This is a genomic window from Peribacillus cavernae, from assembly GCF_003989135.1.
Taxonomy (GTDB): Bacteria; Bacillota; Bacilli; order Bacillales; family DSM-1321; genus Peribacillus; species Peribacillus cavernae.
The window spans coordinates 94,805-118,683 of the sequence record NZ_RYZZ01000001.1; the positions used below are offsets into that span (position 1 = coordinate 94,805).

At 40.8% G+C, this 23,879-nt stretch carries 27 protein-coding genes; 5 read left to right on the forward strand and 22 right to left on the reverse strand.

Going from position 1 to position 23,879, the window contains the following annotated elements; translation table 11 throughout:
• Positions 1 to 164 precede the first annotated feature (164 nt).
• Positions 165 to 1,271, forward strand: coding sequence for an SGNH/GDSL hydrolase family protein (locus ELQ35_RS00475; protein WP_246025915.1), 1,107 nt, complete (start codon positions 165 to 167; stop codon positions 1,269 to 1,271).
• Positions 1,272 to 1,299: 28 nt separating this feature from the next.
• Here ELQ35_RS00475 and ELQ35_RS00480 read toward each other — a convergent pair whose 3' ends face one another.
• The 7 genes from ELQ35_RS00480 to ELQ35_RS00510 form a co-directional block, all read right to left on the reverse strand.
• Positions 1,300 to 1,788 carry a PTS sugar transporter subunit IIA gene (locus ELQ35_RS00480; protein WP_126862897.1) on the reverse strand — a complete coding sequence of 163 codons (489 nt, stop codon included), beginning with the start codon at positions 1,786 to 1,788 and terminating at the stop codon, positions 1,300 to 1,302.
• Positions 1,789 to 1,860: 72 nt separating this feature from the next.
• On the reverse strand, positions 1,861 to 2,295 hold the full coding sequence (gene msrB / locus ELQ35_RS00485; RefSeq protein ID WP_126862898.1) for a peptide-methionine (R)-S-oxide reductase MsrB: 435 nt from the start codon (positions 2,293 to 2,295) through the stop codon (positions 1,861 to 1,863).
• Positions 2,288 to 2,827, reverse strand: a complete 540-nt coding sequence (msrA, locus tag ELQ35_RS00490; protein ID WP_126862899.1) for a peptide-methionine (S)-S-oxide reductase MsrA — start codon at positions 2,825 to 2,827, stop codon at positions 2,288 to 2,290. Before msrA ends, msrB begins: the two co-directional genes overlap by 8 nt.
• An 86-nt stretch (positions 2,828 to 2,913) precedes the next feature.
• Positions 2,914 to 3,492: a YpmS family protein gene (locus ELQ35_RS00495; RefSeq protein ID WP_126862900.1), complete on the reverse strand. Its 579-nt coding sequence runs from the start codon at positions 3,490 to 3,492 to the stop codon at positions 2,914 to 2,916.
• 3 nt (positions 3,493 to 3,495) lie between these two features.
• Positions 3,496 to 4,326, reverse strand: coding sequence for an SGNH/GDSL hydrolase family protein (locus tag ELQ35_RS00500; RefSeq protein ID WP_126862901.1), 831 nt, complete (start codon positions 4,324 to 4,326; stop codon positions 3,496 to 3,498).
• A 76-nt stretch (positions 4,327 to 4,402) separates the two neighbouring features.
• Positions 4,403 to 4,990 carry an SCO family protein gene (locus ELQ35_RS00505; protein WP_126862902.1) on the reverse strand — a complete coding sequence of 196 codons (588 nt, stop codon included), beginning with the start codon at positions 4,988 to 4,990 and terminating at the stop codon, positions 4,403 to 4,405.
• 74 nt (positions 4,991 to 5,064) lie between these two features.
• Positions 5,065 to 6,057 (reverse strand): nucleoside hydrolase, encoded by a 993-nt coding sequence (locus ELQ35_RS00510; protein WP_126862903.1) that lies wholly within the window; start codon positions 6,055 to 6,057, stop codon positions 5,065 to 5,067.
• 193 nt (positions 6,058 to 6,250) lie between these two features.
• On the opposite strand from ELQ35_RS00510, the gene ELQ35_RS00515 reads away from it, so the two are divergent.
• Positions 6,251 to 6,769, forward strand: coding sequence for a PCYCGC motif-containing (lipo)protein (locus ELQ35_RS00515; RefSeq protein ID WP_126862904.1), 519 nt, complete (start codon positions 6,251 to 6,253; stop codon positions 6,767 to 6,769).
• A 76-nt stretch (positions 6,770 to 6,845) separates the two neighbouring features.
• Here the strand turns inward: ELQ35_RS00515 and ELQ35_RS00520 are convergent, their stop codons facing one another.
• From ELQ35_RS00520 to gpr, 13 genes are all read right to left on the reverse strand, one after another.
• The gene (locus ELQ35_RS00520) at positions 6,846 to 7,688 is read right to left on the reverse strand and encodes a DegV family protein (protein WP_126862905.1); all 843 of its coding nucleotides are present in this window, start codon (positions 7,686 to 7,688) and stop codon (positions 6,846 to 6,848) included.
• Between the two features lie 225 nt (positions 7,689 to 7,913).
• Positions 7,914 to 8,162: a DUF2535 family protein gene (locus ELQ35_RS00525; protein WP_126862906.1), complete on the reverse strand. Its 249-nt coding sequence runs from the start codon at positions 8,160 to 8,162 to the stop codon at positions 7,914 to 7,916.
• A gap of 124 nt (positions 8,163 to 8,286) precedes the next feature.
• Positions 8,287 to 9,039: a twin-arginine translocase subunit TatC gene (gene tatC, locus ELQ35_RS00530; RefSeq protein WP_126862907.1), complete on the reverse strand. Its 753-nt coding sequence runs from the start codon at positions 9,037 to 9,039 to the stop codon at positions 8,287 to 8,289.
• Between the two features lie 117 nt (positions 9,040 to 9,156).
• Complete coding sequence (gene tatA / locus ELQ35_RS00535) at positions 9,157 to 9,351, reverse strand: twin-arginine translocase TatA/TatE family subunit (protein WP_126862908.1); 195 nt, start codon at positions 9,349 to 9,351, stop codon at positions 9,157 to 9,159.
• A 189-nt stretch (positions 9,352 to 9,540) separates the two neighbouring features.
• Complete coding sequence (gene ilvA, locus ELQ35_RS00540; RefSeq protein WP_126862909.1) at positions 9,541 to 10,809, reverse strand: threonine ammonia-lyase IlvA; 1,269 nt, start codon at positions 10,807 to 10,809, stop codon at positions 9,541 to 9,543.
• A 149-nt stretch (positions 10,810 to 10,958) separates the two neighbouring features.
• Positions 10,959 to 11,480, reverse strand: a complete 522-nt coding sequence (locus tag ELQ35_RS00545; protein ID WP_126862910.1) for a dihydrofolate reductase — start codon at positions 11,478 to 11,480, stop codon at positions 10,959 to 10,961.
• A gap of 493 nt (positions 11,481 to 11,973) precedes the next feature.
• Complete coding sequence (locus tag ELQ35_RS22415; protein ID WP_185861592.1) at positions 11,974 to 12,141, reverse strand: hypothetical protein; 168 nt, start codon at positions 12,139 to 12,141, stop codon at positions 11,974 to 11,976.
• The gene (locus tag ELQ35_RS00550) at positions 12,122 to 13,150 is read right to left on the reverse strand and encodes a hypothetical protein (protein ID WP_126862911.1); all 1,029 of its coding nucleotides are present in this window, start codon (positions 13,148 to 13,150) and stop codon (positions 12,122 to 12,124) included. The genes ELQ35_RS22415 and ELQ35_RS00550 overlap by 20 nt, the downstream gene beginning before the upstream one ends.
• 196 nt (positions 13,151 to 13,346) lie before the next feature.
• Positions 13,347 to 14,303, reverse strand: a complete 957-nt coding sequence (locus ELQ35_RS00555; RefSeq protein WP_126862912.1) for a thymidylate synthase — start codon at positions 14,301 to 14,303, stop codon at positions 13,347 to 13,349.
• A 49-nt stretch (positions 14,304 to 14,352) separates the two neighbouring features.
• Positions 14,353 to 15,063 (reverse strand): anthrax toxin lethal factor-related metalloendopeptidase, encoded by a 711-nt coding sequence (locus ELQ35_RS00560; protein ID WP_126862913.1) that lies wholly within the window; start codon positions 15,061 to 15,063, stop codon positions 14,353 to 14,355.
• 791 nt (positions 15,064 to 15,854) lie between these two features.
• The gene (locus tag ELQ35_RS00565) at positions 15,855 to 16,190 is read right to left on the reverse strand and encodes a YqxA family protein (RefSeq protein WP_126862914.1); all 336 of its coding nucleotides are present in this window, start codon (positions 16,188 to 16,190) and stop codon (positions 15,855 to 15,857) included.
• 26 nt (positions 16,191 to 16,216) lie between these two features.
• Positions 16,217 to 17,416 (reverse strand): stage II sporulation protein P, encoded by a 1,200-nt coding sequence (gene spoIIP / locus ELQ35_RS00570; RefSeq protein ID WP_126862915.1) that lies wholly within the window; start codon positions 17,414 to 17,416, stop codon positions 16,217 to 16,219.
• A 121-nt stretch (positions 17,417 to 17,537) separates the two neighbouring features.
• Positions 17,538 to 18,656: a GPR endopeptidase gene (gene gpr, locus ELQ35_RS00575; RefSeq protein ID WP_126862916.1), complete on the reverse strand. Its 1,119-nt coding sequence runs from the start codon at positions 18,654 to 18,656 to the stop codon at positions 17,538 to 17,540.
• Positions 18,657 to 18,947: 291 nt separating this feature from the next.
• Between gpr and rpsT the strand changes: the two genes are divergently transcribed.
• Positions 18,948 to 19,214 carry a 30S ribosomal protein S20 gene (rpsT, locus tag ELQ35_RS00580; RefSeq protein ID WP_126862917.1) on the forward strand — a complete coding sequence of 89 codons (267 nt, stop codon included), beginning with the start codon at positions 18,948 to 18,950 and terminating at the stop codon, positions 19,212 to 19,214.
• A gap of 215 nt (positions 19,215 to 19,429) precedes the next feature.
• Here the strand turns inward: rpsT and holA are convergent, their stop codons facing one another.
• Positions 19,430 to 20,443, reverse strand: coding sequence for a DNA polymerase III subunit delta (gene holA, locus ELQ35_RS00585; protein WP_126862918.1), 1,014 nt, complete (start codon positions 20,441 to 20,443; stop codon positions 19,430 to 19,432).
• Between the two features lie 55 nt (positions 20,444 to 20,498).
• Here holA and ELQ35_RS22420 point away from each other — a divergent pair, with 55 nt between their 5' ends.
• Together ELQ35_RS22420 and ELQ35_RS00590 are read left to right on the forward strand one after the other, a co-directional pair.
• Positions 20,499 to 20,642, forward strand: coding sequence for a hypothetical protein (locus ELQ35_RS22420; protein WP_185861593.1), 144 nt, complete (start codon positions 20,499 to 20,501; stop codon positions 20,640 to 20,642).
• Positions 20,643 to 21,192: 550 nt separating this feature from the next.
• Complete coding sequence (locus ELQ35_RS00590; RefSeq protein ID WP_126862919.1) at positions 21,193 to 21,327, forward strand: YqzM family protein; 135 nt, start codon at positions 21,193 to 21,195, stop codon at positions 21,325 to 21,327.
• A gap of 222 nt (positions 21,328 to 21,549) precedes the next feature.
• On the opposite strand, the gene ELQ35_RS00595 is transcribed toward ELQ35_RS00590, so the two are convergent.
• Positions 21,550 to 23,847 carry a DNA internalization-related competence protein ComEC/Rec2 gene (locus tag ELQ35_RS00595; protein WP_126862920.1) on the reverse strand — a complete coding sequence of 766 codons (2,298 nt, stop codon included), beginning with the start codon at positions 23,845 to 23,847 and terminating at the stop codon, positions 21,550 to 21,552.
• Between the last annotated feature and the right edge of the window lie 32 nt (positions 23,848 to 23,879).

Genomic DNA, 23,879 nt, shown 5'->3' on the forward strand with positions numbered 1-23,879 from the left:
CTTACAATATGTAAATCAGCCCGCCCTGGTGTGTGTATTCGCCTATTTTAAAAAAAGATTACATTTTTGTGTTTTTTCTATTTCTGTCTATTACAAATTGGAGTATAATTTGAAAACAGACAGAAAATAGTATAAATAATAAATTGACTTTTGGGGGAAAGGTTTTGAAAAAGAAGGACTGGTTCAATGCTCCTTACATCACAGTTTCAGTCGTGATTATATTGTTTTGTTTTTTCACGTTCCAAAAAAGCCAGACAACATACGGTTTCGATGAAACATTAACTGTTTATGAAAAGATGAAAGAGAAAGACCCAATAAGATATACGGTGATTGGCGACAGTATCGGCCGCGGATCTGGTGCCGAAACACCCGGACAAAAGTGGTTTAAAGTTTTAGAGAGAAGGATGTTTAGCGAGCATGGCATACGAATGTCCGGTAGCTATATTGTCCAAAGCGGCGCTACTTCTTTTGAAGGATTATATAGGCTGTCACAATTTGAGAATTCGGGCAAGTCAGACCTTGTTTTCATCATCTTTGGGGAAAATGACCGGAAATATATGAAGGCTAAGGATTTCAGTGTCATATATGAGTCGCTTATCAGAAAAGCGAAAGCCGTTTATCCTAAGGCCGAAATTATGACGATCACTGAGAGCTGCCTGACATCCAATGACTTTGCTGCAGAAATCGATGCTATTTCAGACCATTATCATGCATCACATATTGATATGCGGCCCGTATTTCAAAAAACAGGATTATCCGCTGCGGAGCTTACAAAGGATCTTGTTCATCCAAATGGACGCGGTTATCAACTTTATGCCGATGCGATTTATCAGCAGTTAACACAGGATACGATTAGAAAAAAAGAGATTGCTGCAATTGTTGATCCTATTCATGAAGACACGTATGAGAATTACGAGTCGATTTCTTCTTTTCAAAGAAAAGAAGGATTTATCATAAAGGATGGCTATATGACCAGCGGCCAAAAAGGAAGTCAACTTGAAGCAGAGTTCTATGGAAATGCACTCGGGGTGAATCTTCTGAGAAGTCCTGACGGCGGGGAAATAAAGGTATATATCGATGGGAAATTCGTGACTTCCATGAGCACCTGGTGGCCCTTTGCAAGTGAGCGAAATCTATATATCGCCAACGGTTTATCAAATGGCGTCCACACCGTTCGCTTCGAAGTATCGGGCGGGAAGTCACATAACAACATTTCAAATGACTCGATGACCCGCATCTCCTCGATTATTGTAAGTAAATCTTCTAAATAAAAAACTCCGCGCCGGGCGCGGAGTTTTTTTATTTCGGTTTGATTGTCAAAAGAGGTGTTTCTCCTCTTTTCAATTGTACTTCGGTCGTCTTATCGATACTTTCAGCAAGATCCCCATTTGTAATGATGATCGGCGTCACTGTACTTTTTGCTTTTTCCTTGATGATCGCAAGGTCGAATGTTACCAGTTTATCACCTTTTTTAACCTTGTCTCCTACTTTTACAAAGCTCTCAAAACCTTCTCCATTTAAGGAAACTGTCTCCAAGCCGATGTGTATCAGTATTTCGATGCCATTGTCTGTCTGCAGACCAACCGCATGCTTGGTAGGAAAAACTTGCAGCACCTTGGCATCGAGCGGTGCAACCACCACTCCTTCAGCAGGTTCAATCGCAAGTCCATCCCCCATCATTCTCTCTGAAAAAACGGGATCCGGGACGTCTTCAAGCTGTACAAGCTTCCCTGTTACCGGAGAGGTCACGATTTCTTCGGTTTTCTTGCCAAATAATTTCTTAAACAAATCATACACCAACCTTTGCTCAAACAATTGTCTATACAGTGTTGCCCTATTAATAAATGCTGTATTTATTGTTTAATTAAACAAATTTTTGTATTCGCCATAGCCTTCTTTTTCAAGTTCATTCACAGGAATGAACTTTAACGCCGCTGAGTTGATGCAATATCGCAAGCCGGATGGCCCTGGTCCGTCATTAAAGACATGCCCTAAATGGGAATCTGCTGTTTTGCTGCGTACTTCCGTGCGCCTCATTCCGTGCGTTAAATCGGTTTTTTCGATGACTTCTTCTTCACCGAGCGGCTTAGTAAAGCTTGGCCATCCGCAGTCAGAATCAAATTTATCCTTGGAGGTAAACAAAGGTGTTCCGGAAACAATATCCACATACAGCCCTTCCTCTTTATGATTCCAAAATTCATTATAATGCGGCCGCTCTGTGCCGTTATTTTGTGTGACCTCGTATTGTATAGGAGTCAGCTTCTGTTTTAATTCTTCTTTATTAAACTTACTCATTTGATTCACCCCAATTTTTGTCAATAAATGCAGCACGTCCTGAACCTATGCGGTACGCGTTATAGTGTGCAGGCTGTTTTTTGTAGTAATCCTGATGATACCCTTCAGCAGGATAAAACTCTTTCACAGGCAATATAGGCGTTACAATCGGACGGGAAAAGCGGCTGCTTTCCTGTAATTTCGCTTTCGATTGTTCGGCCATTTCTTTTTGTTCCTGGTTATGGTAAAAAATTGCTGTTTGATAAGAACTTCCCCTGTCACCAAACTGGCCGCCCGCATCAGTCGGATCAATCTGCTGCCAAAACAGTTCAACTAGCTTTTCATATCGGAACACTTTCGGATCGAACGTGATTTGAACAGCTTCGTAATGTCCGGTTGTATCCGAGCAGACCTCTTCATATGTGGGGTTTGCTTTCGTCCCCCCGGTATATCCGGAGACGACTGACTCGATTCCGGGCTGTTCGTGGAACGGCTTTACCATGCACCAAAAACAGCCGCCGGCGAAGGTTGCTTTCTCAAAAGTCTTTGTCATTGACCATCATCCTCCATTTCAGCCTATTTAATGCATTCTAACGTTTTTTTCGATTGCTGTAAAATGATTTGCAACATGTTTAACCTCTACTGCGATGGCACAGTCAACAAAAAAGTAATATTATCGTTTTTCAAATCAAATCTCTCCGTCTTCACCCTTACATCGCTTTTTAGTTTCATATTTTGCAGGGAGACATATATGGATTCATCATTTGGCTGGATACTGACCCAGTCTGGGGTTTTATAGCGTTCATTTACAAAATTCAATACATAAGAAACAGGAAGGTTCATCTGTCCGAGTGATATCGATTTTTGCCGTAAAACGAGATCTCCGTTTTCAAGCGCTTTCGGTTCAAAGGTCATTTTCAGCTCCATTTCTTTTCCGAAAATGGGCAGCGTCCCAAATAGCTCGACATCATTTGTGAGGTATACTTCATAATGGATCGGACCGGTCATTCCTTCCTTGGCGAGATACTGATTAATCAGCTTATTTAAATCATTTTTGTTCGTGTTAATTTCAAATTGAATATCCTCTTCTCTGGAAACACTCCGCCTGATTTTTTCATCTTCCACAGGCAGAGCAGCAAGGAAAACCACTGTAAAAATGGCAAACAGATTTACTGCTAACAAACCAAAGAATAAGAATTTCCATTTAAGGCTTTTCATGCTTTATTCCTCATCCCCTTTGGCACTGGCCTCCAATGTATCTTCAGTAAATTTGTTCTCTTCCATATTTTTGTAAATCCGTGCTGCAATCAATTCATACCCACGGTCATTTGGATGGAAATAATCTTCTGTAAAAAGCAAATCTTCTTTTGATTGTTTGAAGATGTCACCTATTTCTATAAAATAAGCATCGCCATACCGGGAAACAATTTCGCGGCTGCTTTCATTCCATTCGTCCATGATCAGATCCAGTTCCTTGAAAGCAGTCAGCCATTTCGAAAATGGATTGTATAAGCCGACCAGATAAATTTGCGTACTGCTATTATATGAACGGACCCTGCTCATTATTTTCTCTAATCTTTCTTCATACCCTGTTTTTGCCTGTTCAAACTGGCCCATCGTTAAATTCGAGAAGTTCTCACGTACGACTTTCATAATATCATTGCCGCCAATCGTGATGATCACACAATCTGCCCTGATGATATCCTGACGAAGCTTTTCACTGTCCAGTCTTTTTAATAACTGGTCCGTCCTGTTCCCTCGTATGCCATGGTTGATGAAATTGGCAGTTGTAATCTGTGGTTCCTTTTCAAGCCGGTTTCTCAAATATGGCAAATAACCGCCCGCTTCTGTGCTGTCCCCTACCCCCTGGGTAAGGGAATCTCCTATCGAAACAATCCGGATTGGATCGGGAAAAAAAGAAACCGGGATGTCCTTCTTAGCCAGACTGATGCTTTTATTCTGTCCGACACTCTCTACATAAACGGGCCTGTCATGGGAACAGGCCGATACCACAATGGCGCACAAGAAAAGATAGGTGATTTTTAGCTTCATGGTCCTCACCTTCCTTATAAATTATTCTCATTTTATTATTTCCTAAAAGCAAAAAAACAGGTGAAAGAAGACCTGTTTAATATTTCTGCAATATCTTAATATGTTTGATGATTTCTTCAATAGGTATTTTATTAAGACCGGTATAATATTGGATGATCTTGCCTTCTTCGTCAATCAAATAAAAATCGGTTCCATGGATGACCTGATCTTCATTCTTTGGTTTTTGGACTATCGTCTTAAAGTTATCCATAGCGAATTGTTCAATCTCTTTTTGGCCATAGCCGGTCAAGAAATGCCAGTTGGAAAAATCGGCATTGAATTTTGCGCCGTATTCTTTCATAGCTTCAGGTGTATCCACCTCTGGATCAATGGAAAAGGAAACAAATTCGATGTCTTTGATCCCCTCATCTTTCACCTGTTTTTGCAGTTTTGCCATATTTGCAGTCATCGGAGGACAAACCGTTTCACAATTCGTGAATATAAAATCAGCAACCCAAACATGTCCTTTCAGGTCACCTTTCGATAAAGGCTTTCCTTCCTGATCATTGAAGGTAAAATTTTCAATGTCCCAGTTTTTCGCGTCAGGAACGCCCTTGGAACTGCAGCCTGAAAGGAGCAGGCATACCATAAAAATGGCAGCTAGCGGTTGTTGAAGCTTTTTCATTATTCTCCACCCTTTGATGTATTAAGTACCTATCAATTTTATCAGACGGGAATAAAGCAGGGAAGAAAATAGTTTTACAAATTAGTGTCTGTTACATGGCTCTTGCTGTTAATGCCTGTCATGAATGTTTCGACAAACGAATTAATGTAGCTGGCATAATTAAAATCAGATGCAACTCTGTGGATTGGATAATCCACTGTATCTACCCTTTTACGGAAGTCGCCGATTGTCTGGCCATACCCCGCTCCAGAAGTGGTAATCACTTTTACAGGCACTTCTTTGAACTTTACATTCTCCGGCTTCTCAACAGCCCACATGACCAATAAATCATGAAACGGCGCCCCCCCAATCATAGAAGGAATCATTTTCTTATAAGCCTGGGAGTAAAAATCATACATTAGCTTGAGCATATTGACCGCTTCCTTGCCATTTTCCTCAAAAGCGATTCCCAGATAATCCATAATCTGAGGAGGAATAGTCGCCTTCTGCGTCACATTTAACGGGAAGATATTTATTTTGGCAGAGGCGTAGGTAAAGACAACGTTAGCTGCAAAAGGATCTCCGTAAATATTCGCTTCTGCAACAGGCGTCACGTTTCCAGGAAAATTAAAAGCGCCGCCCATAATGTAGAACTGTTTGATTGTTTTCATCAAACTGGGGAAAAAAATAAATGCAGCCGCAAGTGAGGTCAATCTTCCTACCGACACTATTGTTAATTGTTCACCGTATTTTTCGATGAGTGGAATAATCTCATAGATATTCTCTACATTTGATACCGGAGTTTTCGGCATGTTTATTGGTCCCAGCCCACCGAGTCCATGTATCTTCGGATAGAATTTCGGTTTTCTTCCGGTAAGCGGCATTTCCGCACCGCCAATGATCGGTATGCTTGCCTCTTTACATATCTCATCAAGATACCTCGCATTCCGGACAGCATCATGTTTTGCTACATTTCCATAATCGGCCACTATTCCTATTACGTCAATCTCTACAGAGTAAAAGGCATACAACAAAGCGAAAATATCATCTATCCCAAAGTCGCCAAAAAATAATACTTTTTCACCCAATCCAATCACCGCCTCCAGAGGATAACCTTTTACATTTGTATTTATATTTATTGTATGTTTGAGTTAATGGATTTTTCTTGATAAAAATTTAATTGATGAATCACGATAAATATGGAAAACGAAAAAGAAAATCAGATTTTCTCCGGCTACTATGATAAGATATATCCGAACATTCAAAAGTAGGTGATATGATTTGAAGAGAAAATACACAATTTTTGGCTCGATCATTCTTTCGGCTTCTCTATTTTTAGCAGGCTGTGGAAACGAACCATCCTCCAAATCGGACAAAAAAGAAGATACCCACTCGGATAGCCATCAACAACATGCCGGAAATGGAGACATCCGTGAAGAAACAAAATCAGCGGATTCACTGCCCCACTTCTTGAAAGGGAAACCGGAGGATATGACCGCCATTTATGCCGCTTCGGCTAAGCATCAAGAACTTCTTGAATCTATCCCATGCTATTGCGGATGTAGTGAATCTGCGGCCCACCGCAATAATTATGATTGCTTTATCCATGAGAATAAAAAAAATGGAGCAATTGTGTGGGATGATCATGGTACAAAATGTGAAGTCTGTCTGGTGATTGCGGCCGAGTCCATCAATCAAAAGAATGAAGGCAAAAGTTTGGAAGAGATCAGGCAATATATTGACGATAAATATAAAGAAGGATACGCGGAACCGACCCCAACGCCAATGCCAAAAGGATAACTTTCGAACAAAGTTATCCTTTTCTTTTCAATAAACCCCGGTCCATAATTGGATCGGGGTTTGCTGTTTTTTATAATTAATCCCAATAATACATAAGAGCCATCGCTCCCTCACCGGCATGTGTACTTATGACGGCAGTCGTGCCTTCAATTTTGATGTTCTCAATTCCTGAAACTTCCTTAACGGCGTCCCTTACTTTTTCCGAAAGTCCATATCCATTCGCATGGGCGATTCCGACACCTTTGACGATTTTCCCTTTTGTATCCGCTAAAAACCGGTTAATCAGATTTTTGACTATCTGAGATTGGCTGCGCGCTTTTGCGACGGGATTTAGTACACCGCCCTCAAGGATCGCAATCGGCTTGATATTCAGCAACGAACCAATAAACGCTGACGCCTTGCCGATTCTCCCGCCTTTGACAAGGTTTTCAAGCGTATCAATGACAATGATCAGCCCGGTCTGATTTTGAATCACAGCCACCCTTTCAGCTATTTCAGCGGCTGACTTTCCTTCACTTGCCATTTTCGCAGCTTCGATCACTTGAAAGGAGAGCGCCTTCGAAATGAATTTTGAATCAATAACAGTCACTTTTGCGTCTGTCATGCTTGCTGCACTCTCGGCGGAACGGACAGTGCCGCTCATGCCGCCGGTCATATGAATCGAGATGATTTCGCTCCCATCTGCTGCAAGCCTGTTATACACATCCAGGAATGTACCTGCAGATGGCTGTGAACTTTTTGGAAGCTCTTTTGAACTTCTCATCATATCAAGAAACTGAGCCGATTCAAGCCCTAATTTATCTAAGAAAACCTCACCATTAACCGAAATGGATAGAGGAATCATTTCAATATCATACATCTTTAATTCTTCTACTGTCATATCAGCCGTAGAATCAGTCACAATCTTCACCTTGCCCATCATTTCACTCCCTACGTTGCAATTCTCTTGTATTATACATGCAAATCTTCCTTTAATCGAGGATAAATCGGTCAGCAGAAATAGGCAAAAATAAAAAGGCCTCTTACATGCTGGGATCGGTCTAGAGAAAACAGGGATTCACCCGTAAGCAGCAGGTTTGTTTCTAGATGCTGCCATTTCTCTATATTTCCCAGAACAACCGCAATGTAAGGTGAGCCTTTGCAACTATGCGTTATTCCGCCATTCTTCTTTAAATATTTTTTCATAAACCGGCCATTTCAAAACGCTCATCAGATATCGCTTGAATGAATAGACACTTTTTCCATCTTTGTTCTCATAAATAAAATTAATAAACATTCCCAGTCTTACACTCAGCATAAAATGATCGGTATCTCCAGGCATCAAGACGGGTATGTCTGTAATTTTCACCTTCTGTCCAATGTTATTGTTGAACTCCAGCGTTTTGAACAACAAAATATCAATCCTCATTTATAACCGTTTACAAACATTATACACGACATGCAGAATACTATTACATGCTTATCTTTATTCTATATCGAAAACTGTATCGCCGCAATAGAAAAGAGGAGCAGTTTTCTTAAATTCCTTCTTCTGTTTCGTATTCTGCCTCATGCAATGCTTCCCTTTTCTGCTTCCGCCTGAATACTACTTTGGACAGCGAGATGCTGATTTCATACAAAAGAAGCAGAGGAATTGTTACTAAAAAGTCGGACATAAAATCAGGAGGTGTGATCGTTATCGCAATGATTATCAACACGAAATAGGCATATTTTCTCATTTTTTGCAGAACAAACGGATTAATGATTCCGATGGATGTAAGAAACATCGCTACAACCGGCAATTCGAATAAAATCGCAAACGGAAGTGTCATATTCAAAACGAACCGGAAATATCTATCTGCTGTAAAATTCGTCACAAACATATCACCGCTTAAATCAACGAGAAAATTCAACACGGTCGGGAAAATGACATAATAGCCAAAAGCCAGCCCTGCGATGAACAGAATGAATAACGCCGGGATATACGATAGTGTAGCTCTAATCTCTTTTGGCAGCAATGCAGGTTTTACAAACAGCCAAAGCTGCAAAGCAAAAACCGGAATCGTAGCCGCTACCGCAATAACGGATGCCAGCATGAAGTACACCCAAATAATGTCACTGGGCCCTAATACGGCCAGCTTAACATCCAGGTCCTTGACAAACCATTTATAAATATCTTTGACGTAAATGAATCCTAGGATGAAAAAGATTACAAAAGAAACAGCTGTAATGATCAGCCTTTTCCTTAATTCATCCAAGTGGCCGATGAGATTTACTTCTTTATCCTCCAAAATTGATCAATCCTTTTCTAGTGAATCTGAATATGTAAAAGCGAAACGCCTCGTAAAAAGGAACGTCGTGATACAAAAAGGTGTAAGACGCATTCATCTCACACCCCTGTTGCCTTATTATTTGGCAGCTTTTTTCTTATCTTCTTCGAATTCATCCATTACGTCGCTTGTTAATTCACGTGTTGATTTCTTAAATTCGCGCAAAGTCTGTCCAAAAGCTTTCCCGATTTCCGGAAGCTTTTTAGGTCCAAAGATGATCAAAGCCAGTATAAGAATTAAAATTAAGCCCGGAATACCAATATTTGAAAGCATGGAAACATCTCCTTTAATGTCGTAATCAATTCTACTGTCATTATAGTATTTTTTGATTTCAAATGAAAGCACCTGACGGATTCTTCATGGTAAATTCATATAATTAACAATTTCTTCATCAACCCAGACATGATAGCTTGATCCGAAATACTATATTATTTTACATGAATCGGTATATATATTCCAGTTTTAAATTAATAAATGAAATAAATTGCTGTCCTTATTGACTTCTACGAAAGGAAACCCTTTCTGTTCCATCCTCAGAATCAGTCCCTGGTAGTCGTTTTTGTTTTTCAGTTCGATCCCTACCAATCCAGGGCCATTCTCTTTATTATTCTTCTTCGTGTATTCAAATCGCGAGATATCATCATGCGGACCGAGCACTTCATCGAGAAATTCACGCAGGGCACCGGCCCGCTGCGGAAAATTCACGATAAAATAATAAAGTAGCCCTTCATAGAGCATCGATTTCTCCTTTATTTCCTGCATCCTTCCAATATCATTATTGCCTCCGCTGATCACGCAGACAATCGTTTTGCCTTTGATCTGTTCGCGGTAAAAGTCAAGGGCTGCGACCGGAAGCGATCCCGCCGGTTCGGCAACGATTGCGTGTTCGTTGTATAAATCAACGATCGTTGTACAGATCTTGCCTTCAGGAACAAGCACAATGTCATCGACGTACTCACTGCAAATCTTATACGTCTTCTCTCCGACACATTTGACAGCCGCTCCGTCCACAAATGTATCGATTGTTTCCAGCGCCTCTGCCCTGCCAAGATTGAATGCATGCTTCATCGACGGCGCCCCTTCCGGCTCTGCACCGATGCACTTTGTTTCGGGAGAGATGCTTTTGAAATAAGTAGACAGACCGGCCATCAGCCCGCCGCCGCCAATCCCGGCAAACACAAAATCTATTTTCTCATCACAATCGTTTAAAATCTCGACAGCCACCGTCCCCTGTCCGGCCATTACCTGTTCATCATCAAACGGGTGAATGAATGCCCTATTTTCCTCTTCTGCACAAAGAGCTGCCTGTGCGAAGGAGTCGTCAAATGTGTCTCCCGTTAAAATGATCTCAATGCTATTTTTGCCGAATAGTTCCACCTGATTCACTTTTTGCCTCGGAGTGGTGGCTGGCATAAAAATTTTCCCATCGATCCCCAAGGCACTGCATGCATAGGCAACACCCTGTGCGTGATTGCCTGCACTTGCACAAACAATACCGTTTTCCGTTTCGGCTTTTGTCAGGTTTTTCATTTTATAAAAAGCACCGCGAAGCTTAAATGACCTTACATGCTGCAGGTCTTCCCGTTTCAAATAGACATTACAGTCATATTTCTCTGACAAGCGGCTGTTTTTCTGCAAAGGAGTGTGGGAAATAACATCTTTCAACTCCTTGTATGCGATAAGAATGTCCTCAATTTGAAGCCGCTTTTTCACAGAAGCTGCCTGATTCATTATATCCCTCTTTTTCTTCTAGTATTTAATCCGTACATTATAACACTGTAAATTGATAAATCAACAGACTTTTCTAAAGATTCACGATGCAATCATGCCTGAATAGGGGTAAATCGCAACAATAAAACGGCCCTCAAATCTGAAGGCCGCTACCATTCATCTTGTCCTGTTTCAACATTAGGATTACCCTTGCGTTCTGAGACGACAAAGTCATGCGGATATAGATTATTTTCATCAACAACTCCCGGGGTAACCGATCGCTTTACCCATTCATGTTCATCGATTTCAGGGAAATAAGTATCCCCTTCGAACCTATGATGGATTTCCGTAATATAGAGACGGTCTGTTACAGGAAGGACTTCTTTAAAAATCTCAGCCCCGCCAATCACAAATATCTCCTCATCCAAAGAATCTGAAAGCTGTTTGACTTCATCAATGGAATGAACGATCGTGGCCCCTTCTGCTTTATAATCGGTCCTGCGGGTCACGACGATGTTTTCCCTTCCTGGAAGCACGCTGCCGATCGATTCGAATGTCTTGCGCCCCATAACGATCGGGTGTCCCATTGTCACATTCTTAAAATACCGTAAATCTGAGGGCAAATGCCAGGGCAGTTGATTGTGCTTGCCGATCAAGCGGTTCTCATCCATGGCCAGCATAAGTGAAATCATACACTGACAACTCCCTTGATATCCGGGTGTGCCTCGTAGTTTTCATGAAAGTTAGTCTGTTTAATAATTTCTATCACCTTTTTCTTTAATAAAGCATTGTTTTTGAATTCACCCGGAAATTAAATAATTGGGTGAAACTAGTTAAGATGACCATATTGTACCATAGCGGTCTTAACAATAAAACAAAGAAGAGCACTATATAATAGCAGACAAAGATCGCCTTGTATGGATATATAAATAACGAGACATGAATATATTTGAAATTATAAGTTTTTCGGATAGCAAATAAAGGGAATAGAAAAAGCAATATGAACAAATATTAACAGAGGTGATAATATGTCTATTGTGAAATTTCCAAGAAATTATCGAAGAAGCCCAGGACAAGTGGAACAAATTATACATAATTTACAACTTAAAAGGAAAGATTTTTTAGAGAAAACCAGTATACAACACTATGAGTCGAATTCTGCAACATCAAAAAAACAATAGGAATTTACCTATTGTTTTTTGATGCTCTTTTGGCATAGTTCGCAACAGCTAAAATATCACGTTGGGATTTTTCCGTATCTGATTTTCTTTGCATGGTACGTTTCTTAATTATCTCTTCTGCAGTCAGCCGTTTTCGTTTTTTCATTGGCGGTTTAACCTGTAATTGAATCATTGTTTTGTCTCTCCTTATCGTTTGGTAGTATACACGGATATAAGAGATTGACTAAATCGTATAGTAGATCTAAATTCATTTTACCAAATGGATTATCACTATTCAATCTCTTCATACTTGAGTCGTCTATAAATAGTTTAATAACAAACAATTCTCCAGTGATTTTGTGTTCATATTTCAGAGTGTAACCTTCGGTAAACTTCAGATAGTGATTGTCCGTTCTCAATATCTCTACACATGGTTCCCTACGGTGGGCCACCGAATTAATATCGACATCACTCTCAACAGTTCCCCTAGCCTTGAATTGTTTTTCTAATTTCAAATAACCTTCTTTATATTTATAAAGCACAAAACCGTTGAATATATTCAGAACCTTTTGATCAATTTTATCTTCAATAAATGATTCAATAATATTTATGGTTTTCTGAGAGAGTTTTTCAAGAAAAAGAATTTCTCTCTCACTTTCCTTGATTTCTTTTTCGAGTATTTGAACTCGTTTGGTGTGCATTTCAACTATTTTGTCAATTTCTCCTTTATTTTGACCGCTTTCTATTTGTTTTTCCAACTCTTCATATTCCTTTTTTAAATCCGCAATTTCAAAGTTATCTCCATTCAGATATGTCGAAAATAGCAAGAATTCATTTTTCCTTCGTTTCTTATACGCATCATAATGAAAATGGGGGCTTTCAATATCACACATTTCTTTTAAGTGAGTATATACCGAATATATGTACCAAAGAACAATAATAATTAAACTTACCCATAGCGATTTTCCAGGTGAAGCCCATTCAGTCACAAAGGCCGCACCAGGTGGCAACAAAAGAAGGACAATGCCAATTATTAGTCTCATTATCGTCCCGGCGTCTTTGAGATTCTTTAAACTCAAAGGAAAGAGATACATTTCATAACGATAACGTTGGCCGTGATATTGTTCCTTACTTCTTCGTAATATTTTAAGCGTTTTGTCATAGGTATCAATTAAATCATTTATTTGTTTATTGTACTTCATCCCAGTTTACATTTCTTCCCCTCTTAATTTGTCATTATTCTTGTATCATTATATCATTTGACTCACAGTAATTTCTTGAAAATATTTATTTTTCAAATTTTTACAGAATATTGAACCTAGTCTTTTACGATTAATAAATAATAAAAACGCATATTGGTGATCACCAATATGCGTAATTTTTATTTTTAGTATCCTATTAAACGGCTACAGGAGCTTTAATTGGACCATGGGGATCATATCCAATCAACTCTATGTCATCCATTGTGAAGTTATAGATGCTTTTTACCAGCCGGTTTAGCTTTATCGTGGGAAGGGGACGAGGTTCGCGGGATAATTGCTTTTCAACCTGTTCGATATGATTAGAATAGATATGCACATCTGCCCCTGTGTATACTAATTCTCCCACTTCTAAGTCACATTCGTATGCTAGTAAATGTGTGAGAAGTGCATATGATGCTATATTAAAAGGCAGACCCAGAAACACATCAGTAGAACGCATATTGAACATACAGCTTAATTTTCCGTCTACTACATAGAATTGAAAAGCAAAATGACACGGTGGAAGCATTTGTCCCTTCAATTCTGAGATACTCCAGGCATTACAGATAAGCCGCCTAGAATCTGGATTCCGTTTTATCTCATCAATAATATACTGGATTTGGTCGTAGACTTGTCCATCCGCACCTTCCCAGCTTCTCCATTGCTTGCCATATACGTTACCGAGATTTCCAAATCTCTGTGAAAAATCATCATCATGTAACACTTTTTCTTGGTAAATGCTCATTTGTTCCCGATACAGTTTATTAAACTCTTCATCTAGTTGACTTCGGATTCCGAAATTGGACATGTCAGGTCCGATGTAATCTTCCGACTCTACCCATTTCTGAAAACCCCATTCGTCCCAAATATGATTATTGTTTTCTAGCAAGTACCTTACGTTTGTATCACCCTTTAAGAACCATAGCAGTTCGCTAACGACCAATCTAAAGGGTACCCTTTTTGTAGTTAACAACGGAAAACCATCTTGCAAGTTGAACCTCAGCTGGTAACCGAATGTTGAAATGGTCCCTGTACCAGTTCGGTCTTCCTTCCTGGTCCCCTTTTCTAAAATAAATTGGCACAAATCTAAGTATACCTTGTCAGCTTGATTCATAATAAAAGCTCCCCTTCGTCATCACCCCATTCATTCCCTTTTTAGATTATCAGTTTAACTGTTTAATGAAAAGGTACGTATTGGGTGCCTTCTTTTTTAAAAGCGCTCTATCAGAGGCGTCTAAATAATACATGGAAAATGTTTCCGCAAAATATTCTTCTGGATGCTCGAGAAAATAAGCTTGTCCCGGGAAAAGGCTTGTTGATTCCTCTTTCCAGATCTGTAAGAACGCTTCGTCTTCGCGAATTTTGCCATACACTATCGTATCAATCGTATGGGCCAACTCGTGAAGCTCGAGGTTTACTGAGCCATGGCCGCTCCCTTTTTGGCTGGCGCCTATCTTGACAAGAACAGTTCTCGATCCTCCCATACCGGGTACATCATCCCATGTGTGGCCGACGTTAGTGTATCCTCTCGGCGTCTCACCCTTCAGATGCCGTGCGCTCCGATTGTCAGTCAAACTGCCTGTGAACAATTTAATCCGTACATTCTCCTCTACTAACCGTTCAAGCATGAAAGACGGAAGAATGCTGATTCTTTTAATGATGGAATATGCCTCTTTGCTGTCAAAGGAAGAATTCGAGAAAATGAACAGTTTCTGGAGGTCTTTGTCATTCTCGATGAGCTGCCTGTGTTTCAACGAATTATCTTCAGGCAGTTCAGCCCAGGTTATGCCTTCTTCGGATGCAAAAGTAAAAGAATAAAAGGAAAATAGAACGACAGAAAATGCGAAGACAAAAGCCAGCTTCTTTAGATACATACTATCATCCCTTAATGGAAGTTTCACTTTATCAATAAAAGTGTTCAGAAAGAAAAACCCGATAGTTTCGAAGAGGATTATCAATGATTACAGAGTCTTTTATATTACTAAAATTATAACATATGAATATCGAGAAAGCTGGATTGAACGATGCTTGATTACTGGAAACTGACTAAATGGAGGTCTGCGCTTAGCTAAATATGGTAACACTATGGGTGGCTGACTCATATATAGTTAGTACTCAGACTCTACAGGGTGATTGGGATGGGACCGTATAGCAAACATGATATTCTCGAGCAGCATCCGGAACTAGCCGAAGACGTGTTGGACGTTTATAGCAGCGAAATATTCATATATCTCGATTTATTCCTATTTGCGTTATTTCTTGCCTTTTTCCTGTATCCAAACATGAATTCACATTGGCCAGCATTTATCATACCATCCGTTTTCTTCACTGTATTCTCACTTTTATTCAGGCTTATGTGCAGAAGCAGATGAATATCCTAGCCAGGCAGTTTTTTGTTTCAGTACGGAACAAAAGCGCAAGCGCCTTGGTCAGCCCCGACAAGCATAAGACGAGCAGCTGTATGGGGAGCGATTTTCTCCCCATCAGATGATTGGCTTATGACCTCGAGGGGCTAGGCGCTGGAGCTGGATGCAGATAACCTAGATTAAATTATCCACATAAAATAATTTTATAATCTCCTTAACAATAAAAAAAGCAAGCGGATAACTGCCTGCTTTTTGATGACGTATCTTAATTTCGGTGATATTTTAAATTCAGCAAGTCATTATACCAGGGAAGCAAGCGTTTCAATCAATGCCTGAACCCCTGCTGAAAGAACATCCGAAAGTTTTTTGCCGACCGAGGAGAAAAAGTTGAAAGCTTTCATTTCTTCGAGCCTTTGTTTCTTTTTCTCCAGATCATGGCTTGTTACCTTTTGGCCAAGAATGGCTGCTTCCATGTCCCCTCGATTCGATTCCTTTACGGTAAAAGCACTGTTCAATGCAGGGTCATCATAGCCTTTCATATTCTTCATTCCTTGATTTGCATGCTGCATCCCAACCAAAATCCCGAAGAACAACACCAGCACAATACCGAGGCATTTAAGTGAAAACCGAATCATTTAAGGATCACTTCTTTCTGGATCTTTTATTTTGCTTCTGACTTTCCTGATGTATTGCTTACTTCATGGGCGTCCCAATAAAATTCACTGAAAACATCCGTAAAAACATCGATGGTTGCATACATTTCTTCAAAAGTATTATCGACACCGCCTACTTCGATCAGCATCGCATTTCCTGATAGATCCTGATTATAGACACTATTATCACCTGAACCGCTTTTTTGAATGATTCCTCTCGAGAGACCAGGATATTTTTCTTGAAAAGCATTGTGCAACTTATATGCAAGAGCACGGTTTTTTTCAAAATGCGGATTTTTGCCGCCAATTACAAAAGCAATTTTCGCGTAGCTTTTGCCTTTAATCTTAGTAGTTGTGTGTATTTTTCTACTTGAATCACGATGGATATCGATAAAATATTCAAGATTTTTATTCGAGGCCATGACCGATTGTACGAGGCTGCGTGATTCCTGATATGATTTCGGGTATTTTAATCCTTTTTGATTTAACCGGTCCATCACATCGGTTTTATCAACAGTAGAGCCGATTCCTTTTTCCAGGAAGTCCTGTTGCAGCCTGTCCCCAAGCCTTGTAATATTTATTTTTGAGTGTTGCGCCAAATCTGGATTTGTTACACCCTTTAAATATGGCAAGAATGATTCCCTGTTATGCGTGTGATAAATATGGACGACCTTTTTGCCATTCGTTGTTACGTCTGGAATTTTGCCATCCTGGTTTTCAGACTCTTCCAATTTGTCAACGTTTTGCAGTTCTGCTTCTTTTCCCTCTTTTAATAAACCCTCAGGTGGAGATGATTCAAATGGCAAGTTTGTATAATTCGTGCCTTCTCCGGCAACTAATATTTCGCTGTCAAAAATCGAGAAACCTGGAAGCTCCCTGCCGAGCAGGCTGCGCGGATCATCCAATGATATATTAGCCGACATTTTTAACATTTGCCCGCTAAAACTGGTTGATGGTTTTCCATCGGGCATCACCTGAAAAAAGTTATGATTTTCATTCGCCAGCAATGTGAACAGCATCTTTCCCGAAAATTGGTTTGCTACGGTATGGACTGATTGAGAAGATATTCTATATTCAGGTTTCAGCGACGTTACTATTCCACTCAGGGAGAAAGTCAAAAGAAGCAGTGCGAGAATCGATAAAAACCCTTTCATTATCATTGAACCATTGACTACTACGATTATTCCTGCGTGTTGGTTTCTTCTCATCCTTCCACCCTTTCCATAGCATGTCTATTATTAGATATGACTTTGATAGAAAGAGTAGACCATGATTTTTGGGTTAACAGAATAGATAGAACCTCCATAATCGGAACCATATTCCCCGACGTTACCGCGTATAGTACCCTGTATTTTCCTGATCGATCGATTGGTGAAGCGCTGCGTTCAAGCCGTTCGCAATCAAATTGGCAATATCCTCGATAAATACGTCCACTTCTTTTGGTGTCACCATTAGATTGTGCCCGATTGGAGACAGCACCTCCGCAATCAATTTTCGCTTCTCTTCATCAGACAAGGTCCCTACTATCCCGAGGAATGTCTGGCGATGCTCTTCACCGGGCATATCTTCCTCCGTCAATTTTTTCTTTTTGCCAAAGCTGAACCCTGCCGGCGCAAGTGCACGTGAAGGCCGGTCTCCTTCCCGCAATTCACTCCCGAAATGCTTTAGGATAAAATCAATCGTGTCACTCGTAATCGATACGGCGTCGACCACTGTCGGAATCCCGATGGCAATCACAGGTATCCCCAGCGTTTCCTTGCTCAGCTCTTTCCGCCTATTCCCTACCCCCGAGCCCGGGTGAATCCCTGAATCAGTAATTTGGATCGTCGCATTGACTCTTTCGATTGATCTTGCAGCAAGTGCATCAATGGCAATGATAAAATCAGGTTTGCTTTTTTCAATGACACCTAGGATGATGTCACTCGTCTCGATTCCAGTAATGCCCATGACTCCCGGGGCAAGCCCGCTGACCTGACGAAACCCTTCTTGCACCGATTCCGGCTGCAGTTTAAACAAATGTCTCGTAATAACGAGGTTCTCTACCACCGCAGGCCCAAGAGCATCCGGCGTCACATTCCAGTTTCCCAGTCCGACCACGAGGCAGCTGCTGTCTTGCGTTATATTCAAGCGCTTTAAAAAATGTGCCATTTCGTCCGCAAATACTTTTTCTACTTTCTTTTGCAAATCGGTGTCCTGCTGGCGGATTCCCTGGGCTTCAATCGTTATATAGCTGCCCTGTTTCTTCCCCAGCTCCTTTTCACCTTCTTCAGTGATCTCGACCAGGGAAACCTTTAAGTCGTCTACTTCCTTTTCTTTAATGATGACGCCTTTGAGTTGAGAGGTATTTTCTTCCTCGGATACTCCTTTTTGTGTAAGTCTCATTTCCCTTGCTTCCACAGCCAGGTCAGTCCGAACAGAATATTTGCTTAAATCAAGATTCTTATTCATTGAGAGCCTCCATATATTCGGATAAGTTTTTCAATCTATACATTCTAGTATTTTCCATACTTCCACTTTCCCATTCTGCTGATATTTCTATTTAATTATTCATATTTTTGATATAATATCGATTAGACTATATAAAGTTTTTGCTCAGGAGCAATTATTCCTTTTTTTCGACTCTATTCCGGTATTGCATAAAAGGGTACAGTCTGATACAATATAATTTGTGCTATTTGAGTATGGATTTGAAAAGTCGAGTTCATATAGTCTCGATTCCTTGTGTAGGAGGTGAACGGAATGCCAAATATTAAATCTGCTATTAAACGTGTAAAAACGAACGACGAACGCCGCGCTCATAACTCAACTGTAAAATCTACAATGCGTACTTCATTGAAAAACGTTGAAACTGCATTAGCGAACAACGAAGTTGAAGCGGCAAAAGAAGCTCTTCTAACAGCTTCTAAAAAGTTGGATAAGGCTGCATCTAAAGGATTAATCCACAAAAATGCGGCGGCCCGTAAAAAATCTCGTTTAGCGAAGAGACTTCATTCATTAAACGCTTAATGAATGGCAATGAACGATCCGCTTCCGGATCGTTTTTTTCAGCCGCAAAAAAGGTGAGAGACGGATTGTCTCTCACTTTTTTTGCATATTAAGGGATTTCCGGTTGGTTCGTTCGGAAAATCTCTGTTTAAGTTTTCGGACTTTAAAAGCAAGGTAGAACATGAAGTTTTGTAACTGTTGATCTTATTCGCCCTCGCTACTCTACTGTTTTTCAATTACCGGATTTTTAAAAGCAGCAGCTCGAGCGTTAACGCTTTGTCTGCCTGGCCTGTTTTCATTTTGTAATCCGCTTCGGCCAGTTCATTTATGATCGATAATAGTTCGCTCTCATGGAATCTCCCTGTTTTCTCCTGGGCCAATTTAACACGGTATGGATGGACGCGAAGGGCACCGGCGATCTTTTGCTGGCTGTATCCTTGTCTCGCCATTTCTTTGACTTGATACATCAGCCTTACCTGGCTCGCAATCAAACCAAGAATTTTGATTGGTTCTTCATTTTGCCTGAGCAGTTCATGAAAAATGCTGATGGCTCCTTTTACATTTTTCTGGAGCACTTCGTCCACAAGCGTAAACACATTCTGTTCGAGCGACTTCGCGACTAATTTTTCAACGATTGCAACATCAATTCTTTTTTCGTTATCGACGTATAGTGCCATTTTGTCTATTTCATTAGTCAGAAGCATTAAATTGGTTCCGGCAAGCTCCAGCAATAGAGCTATAGCGTCTTCATCAATTTGGACCATCGAAGCGGCCGCCCGCTCCCTGATCCATACCTTTAGCTCATTATCGCCAAGCTTCTTAGCTTCTACCGTAACTGCTTTGCGTTTCAGTTCCTTGGTAATTTTTTTCCGTTCATCCAGTTTCTCATACGGCGCTGTAAGCACAACTATCGAATAGGGAGCTGGATCAGCAATGTACTGCTCCAGTTTTTTTAGATTATGTTCGACTTTTTGTTTAGGTTTCTCGGCCGTTAAAAAAAAGGGATTCTGCATAAAAACAAGACGTCTTTCTCCTATGAAAGGGAGGGTTTCAACGTCTTCCAGAGCTGTTTCTATCGGGGTTTCCTCCAAATCGTACTGGGAGAAGTTAAAATCGGTTTCCTCTTCTGTAAGGGCATGCTGCAATAACAATTGCTTTGTTTCATTAATAAGAAAAGCTTCCGTTCCGTATAGTAAATACACAGGGGCAAACTTTTTTCTTTTCAGGTCTTTCCAAACATCTAATACCACTGTACCGCCTCATTTATATGTATTCTGTCTATTATGGTATAGATGGTTTGGCCATTTGACAAGATATATGGGAACTGACCATCTTTCAGGCCAATTCCCGATCTATATGAACGCTACAGAAAGCAAGACCCGGGATGCTTCCTTTCCCAGCGGAAATATTACCTGTAAAGAAATCACTTATCAAAAAGATGCAAGCTAAGAAAGGATCACCAGCAATTGTGAAAAAGTGGTGTGCCGCTTTGTATTTTTATTTTCACCTTTTTCGGTACAAACTATTTGTGACAACTCTTGTCAGTATAGGAAGTTAGAAAAGCGGAAGCGCCCTTCTAAAGGAACGTCGACTAATAGCCGCCACGTCCTGTGGCGAACGTCGACGTCAGCGCATCCTGCGCAAGTCCGACAAGCATAAGACAGATCCCGAAAGAAGGCGCTTTTTGCCTTCTGTAGGGAGAGGGCTTATGACTCGAGGCCGACTAAGATCGCCACGTCCTGTGGCAACGCCGGCACTAGCACGTCCTGTGCGTCGGGGCTAGGCGCTGGAGCTAGACACCAGTACACATTAAAAAATTAGACTTTCTTTTCTTTTCAGAAAAGCGCAAGCGCCTCCCTGACCAGTTAGAAAAGTAAAAGCGTCATGTCAGCGAAACAAATAGGAAAACGTTCTCATATTTGCGGTTTTTCCAAATAAGCAGGTTGTAGATTTTTTTTTTGTAATCGCTTATACTATTAAAGAAATAGGAGGGGTAGACATGAACGAATTTGAAAAGAATGTACAGTCAAAGCGTAATGACGCTATTGACTCATTAGTAGGTTTTGTTGTTCCTTTTGGTTTTTTTGCAACTATGTTCATTATCGCTACCGTAATTCATTACGTAGGCTCTTAATGGACGTACACAGGTCTTCATGAGTCTATCGGTTGAGACCGTTACACTTTCCTTCATTCAAATAATGAACAGGGGAAAGAACCCAAATCGACCGGCCAGAGACTGCATTTAAAGCAGTCTCTTCTTCATTTTGTATAGAAAACTACAGATTAATTATATGCAGATAACTTAACTTTGGTTATTTGCTTCCAGCCATGCACTACCTTTTGTTTATACCCCATACTATGGCAGTACACTTGAAAAGGTTCCGCCATCATCGGAGAACCGATACAAAATTCCGCCATTGATGTCTGTCCGATAGATGGTAATTCTCCTTCTCTGCAATGCTTCCACGACTTCAGCGTGAGGATGCCCATAGCGGTTCCTCTTTCCGGCGGAAATGATTGCAGTTCTCGGCTTTAAATGATCCAGCAGCATGTCCGAAGTTGACGTTTTGCTGCCATGGTGCCCTGCTTTTAAAACATCGGCACGTAAATGTGGAAATACCTTTAGAATTTGTTCTTCTCCTTCAACGCCTAAATCCCCCGTAAACAACCAGCGCTGCCCGCCGAATACTGCATAGATGATAACCGAGGATTCATTTGGGTTCTCTTCCTCCCGATAGGGATGCAAGATATAAAAAGCGGCATCTCCCATTTTCCATTGATCACCCCTTTGGACTGTGGTGATTTTTAATCCTGCTGCCCTCGCTTTTTCAATCACACCTTTCTCAACATACTCTTGCTCAGTCCCTCTGCCAATGATCATTTCCTTCACTGTGATCTCTTCGATTATTTCACCGGTACTTCCGATATGGTCCGCGTCAGGATGAGTTAAAATTAACTTATCCAATCTGTCGACTCCCTTGCTTTTAAGCAGGGGCACGATAATGTCCTTTCCTGTAGTAAAGCTTTTCCTTCTCTTCTTCCAAGACTCCTGTTTAAAGAGTAGCCGGCCCCCTGTGTCAATCAAATAATTTCCTCTATCAAAGGGAAGCTTGATCAATATCGCATCCCCTTGTCCGATGTCGATAAACACTACTTCTCCATAAGGCGACATTTTTTCGATATGCAATTGAAAAGACATGATCAGAGCAAGTGCAGCCAAATAATATTTGGCTGTTTTAAATGAGGACAAATCCCAGAATATAAAGAACAAAAGCAAGCTTCCCACGAGCAAAAGCATGATGATAAAAGTTGGTTTACCAAAAGCGATTGATGCGAGCGGCAGTCTGGCAGCGAGGCCTGCTGCCTCGTTGCTAAGCGTGAAAACCATATTGAGAAAATAGATGAAAAAGTCCCCTGCAGGTGGATAAACGATGTGAATAATAAACGCGGCAATCGAGAAGGGAAGAAGGAAAGAATAAAGAGGCACAAACACAATGTTAAGCAATACGCCAAGCACGGATATTTCATAGAAGTGAAAAGTGAGGATCGGGAGCGTGCTCAGCTGGCATATGAAGCTGATCATGAAAAGCTGCAGAATTTTACTTTCGCTGCGGGAAAAAATAGCTGAAGACATGATCATCGAAAAGGCGGCCGCGAACGAAAGCTGAAACCCGATATCAAACAGCATATAGGGCTGGATGAAAAGGAGTGAAATGTAAACGATGATAATCGACTTTGTGATTGACAAATTTTTTTTCGCAAGTGATAGCAAAAAAAAGAGCATCGCCATCAAACATGCTCTCCATACCGAAGGACTTGCCCCCGAAAGGATGACATAAATCGGCAATAAAATGAGCAGCGCAAGGTTCATACGCTCTCTGGTAACACCAAGCCTTATTCCTGAATAGAAGACCATTCCCGCCAGAAAGCTGACATGGAGCCCTGAAATCGCAAGCAGATGGACAAGGCCGAGCCGCTGAAAATCGGAGAGTTCTTCCTCATTGATCTCCTTTTGTTCACCGAAAAGAAGCGCCGAAACAAAACCTTTTGTGTCAACCGGGAAATGTGTTTCGACATAATCAATTCCCTTGCCCCTAATTCTCTTAATGCTCTGCAGGATATCGCCTTTTTCGAAGGTGCAATTTTTCAAGGAGAAAGTCCCAGCGTACAATATCCAGTAAGTTCCTTGCTGTCTTAAATATTCCTGGTAATTAAAGCTGTTTATATTTCGGTTCGGTTCCGCCTTCTCCAAAGTGCCTTTGACAGGACAAGAAAGCCCCACTTCCGCTTTCTTTTCAAGCAGCCGCTTTTCTTCTGCCGTTGATATCGTATATCGGAATTGCAGCTTTTCACCGGAATCGGAATGAACGGAAGCACGCAATAAATTTCCATCAATGTCGGGGATATCAGCAAGGCTGATTCGAAAAGAAGTTTCACTTCCCGTATAGGAGGTGTGGCGAAGGTAGTCTGCCAGATAGGCGGCAGCAAAGAAGAGGGCAATGGCCGAGATTTGCAGGATTACTTGGCGGTAACCAGCTTTATATAGAACAAAAGCCAGAAAAAGTGCGATACATATAGTTACTTTCCACCCAAAGAAAGAATAGGCCGTTACACCAAAGGTTGCTGAAACGGCTAAGAAAAGAAGATTGATCATAGAACCTCCTGTCCAATATGATTTTAACGCTA

Bases quoted from the DNA above. Each gene is read 5' to 3' on its own strand.
- ELQ35_RS00495 (WP_126862900.1), bottom strand. From the start codon at position 3,492: ATGAAAAGCCTTAAATGGAAATTCTTATTCTTTGGTTTGTTAGCAGTA.
- ilvA (WP_126862909.1), bottom strand. From the start codon at position 10,809: ATGAATCAGGCAGCTTCTGTGAAAAAGCGGCTTCAAATTGAGGACATT.
- tatA (WP_126862908.1), bottom strand. From the start codon at position 9,351: ATGCTTTCAAATATTGGTATTCCGGGCTTAATTTTAATTCTTATACTG.
- ELQ35_RS00560 (WP_126862913.1), bottom strand. From the start codon at position 15,063: ATGTATCTAAAGAAGCTGGCTTTTGTCTTCGCATTTTCTGTCGTTCTA.
- ELQ35_RS22415 (WP_185861592.1), bottom strand. From the start codon at position 12,141: ATGATTCAATTACAGGTTAAACCGCCAATGAAAAAACGAAAACGGCTG.
- ELQ35_RS00500 (WP_126862901.1), bottom strand. From the start codon at position 4,326: ATGAAGCTAAAAATCACCTATCTTTTCTTGTGCGCCATTGTGGTATCG.
- msrA (WP_126862899.1), bottom strand. From the start codon at position 2,827: ATGACAAAGACTTTTGAGAAAGCAACCTTCGCCGGCGGCTGTTTTTGG.
- gpr (WP_126862916.1), bottom strand. From the start codon at position 18,656: ATGAATAAGAATCTTGATTTAAGCAAATATTCTGTTCGGACTGACCTG.
- ELQ35_RS00590 (WP_126862919.1), top strand. From the start codon at position 21,193: ATGAACGAATTTGAAAAGAATGTACAGTCAAAGCGTAATGACGCTATT.
- ELQ35_RS00555 (WP_126862912.1), bottom strand. From the start codon at position 14,303: ATGAATCAAGCTGACAAGGTATACTTAGATTTGTGCCAATTTATTTTA.
- ELQ35_RS00550 (WP_126862911.1), bottom strand. From the start codon at position 13,150: ATGAAGTACAATAAACAAATAAATGATTTAATTGATACCTATGACAAA.
- spoIIP (WP_126862915.1), bottom strand. From the start codon at position 17,416: ATGAGAAGAAACCAACACGCAGGAATAATCGTAGTAGTCAATGGTTCA.
- ELQ35_RS00520 (WP_126862905.1), bottom strand. From the start codon at position 7,688: ATGGGCAAGGTGAAGATTGTGACTGATTCTACGGCTGATATGACAGTA.
- ELQ35_RS00545 (WP_126862910.1), bottom strand. From the start codon at position 11,480: ATGATTTCACTTATGCTGGCCATGGATGAGAACCGCTTGATCGGCAAG.
- msrB (WP_126862898.1), bottom strand. From the start codon at position 2,295: ATGAGTAAGTTTAATAAAGAAGAATTAAAACAGAAGCTGACTCCTATA.
- ELQ35_RS00505 (WP_126862902.1), bottom strand. From the start codon at position 4,990: ATGAAAAAGCTTCAACAACCGCTAGCTGCCATTTTTATGGTATGCCTG.
- rpsT (WP_126862917.1), top strand. From the start codon at position 18,948: ATGCCAAATATTAAATCTGCTATTAAACGTGTAAAAACGAACGACGAA.
- ELQ35_RS00565 (WP_126862914.1), bottom strand. From the start codon at position 16,190: ATGATTCGGTTTTCACTTAAATGCCTCGGTATTGTGCTGGTGTTGTTC.
- ELQ35_RS00595 (WP_126862920.1), bottom strand. From the start codon at position 23,847: ATGATCAATCTTCTTTTCTTAGCCGTTTCAGCAACCTTTGGTGTAACG.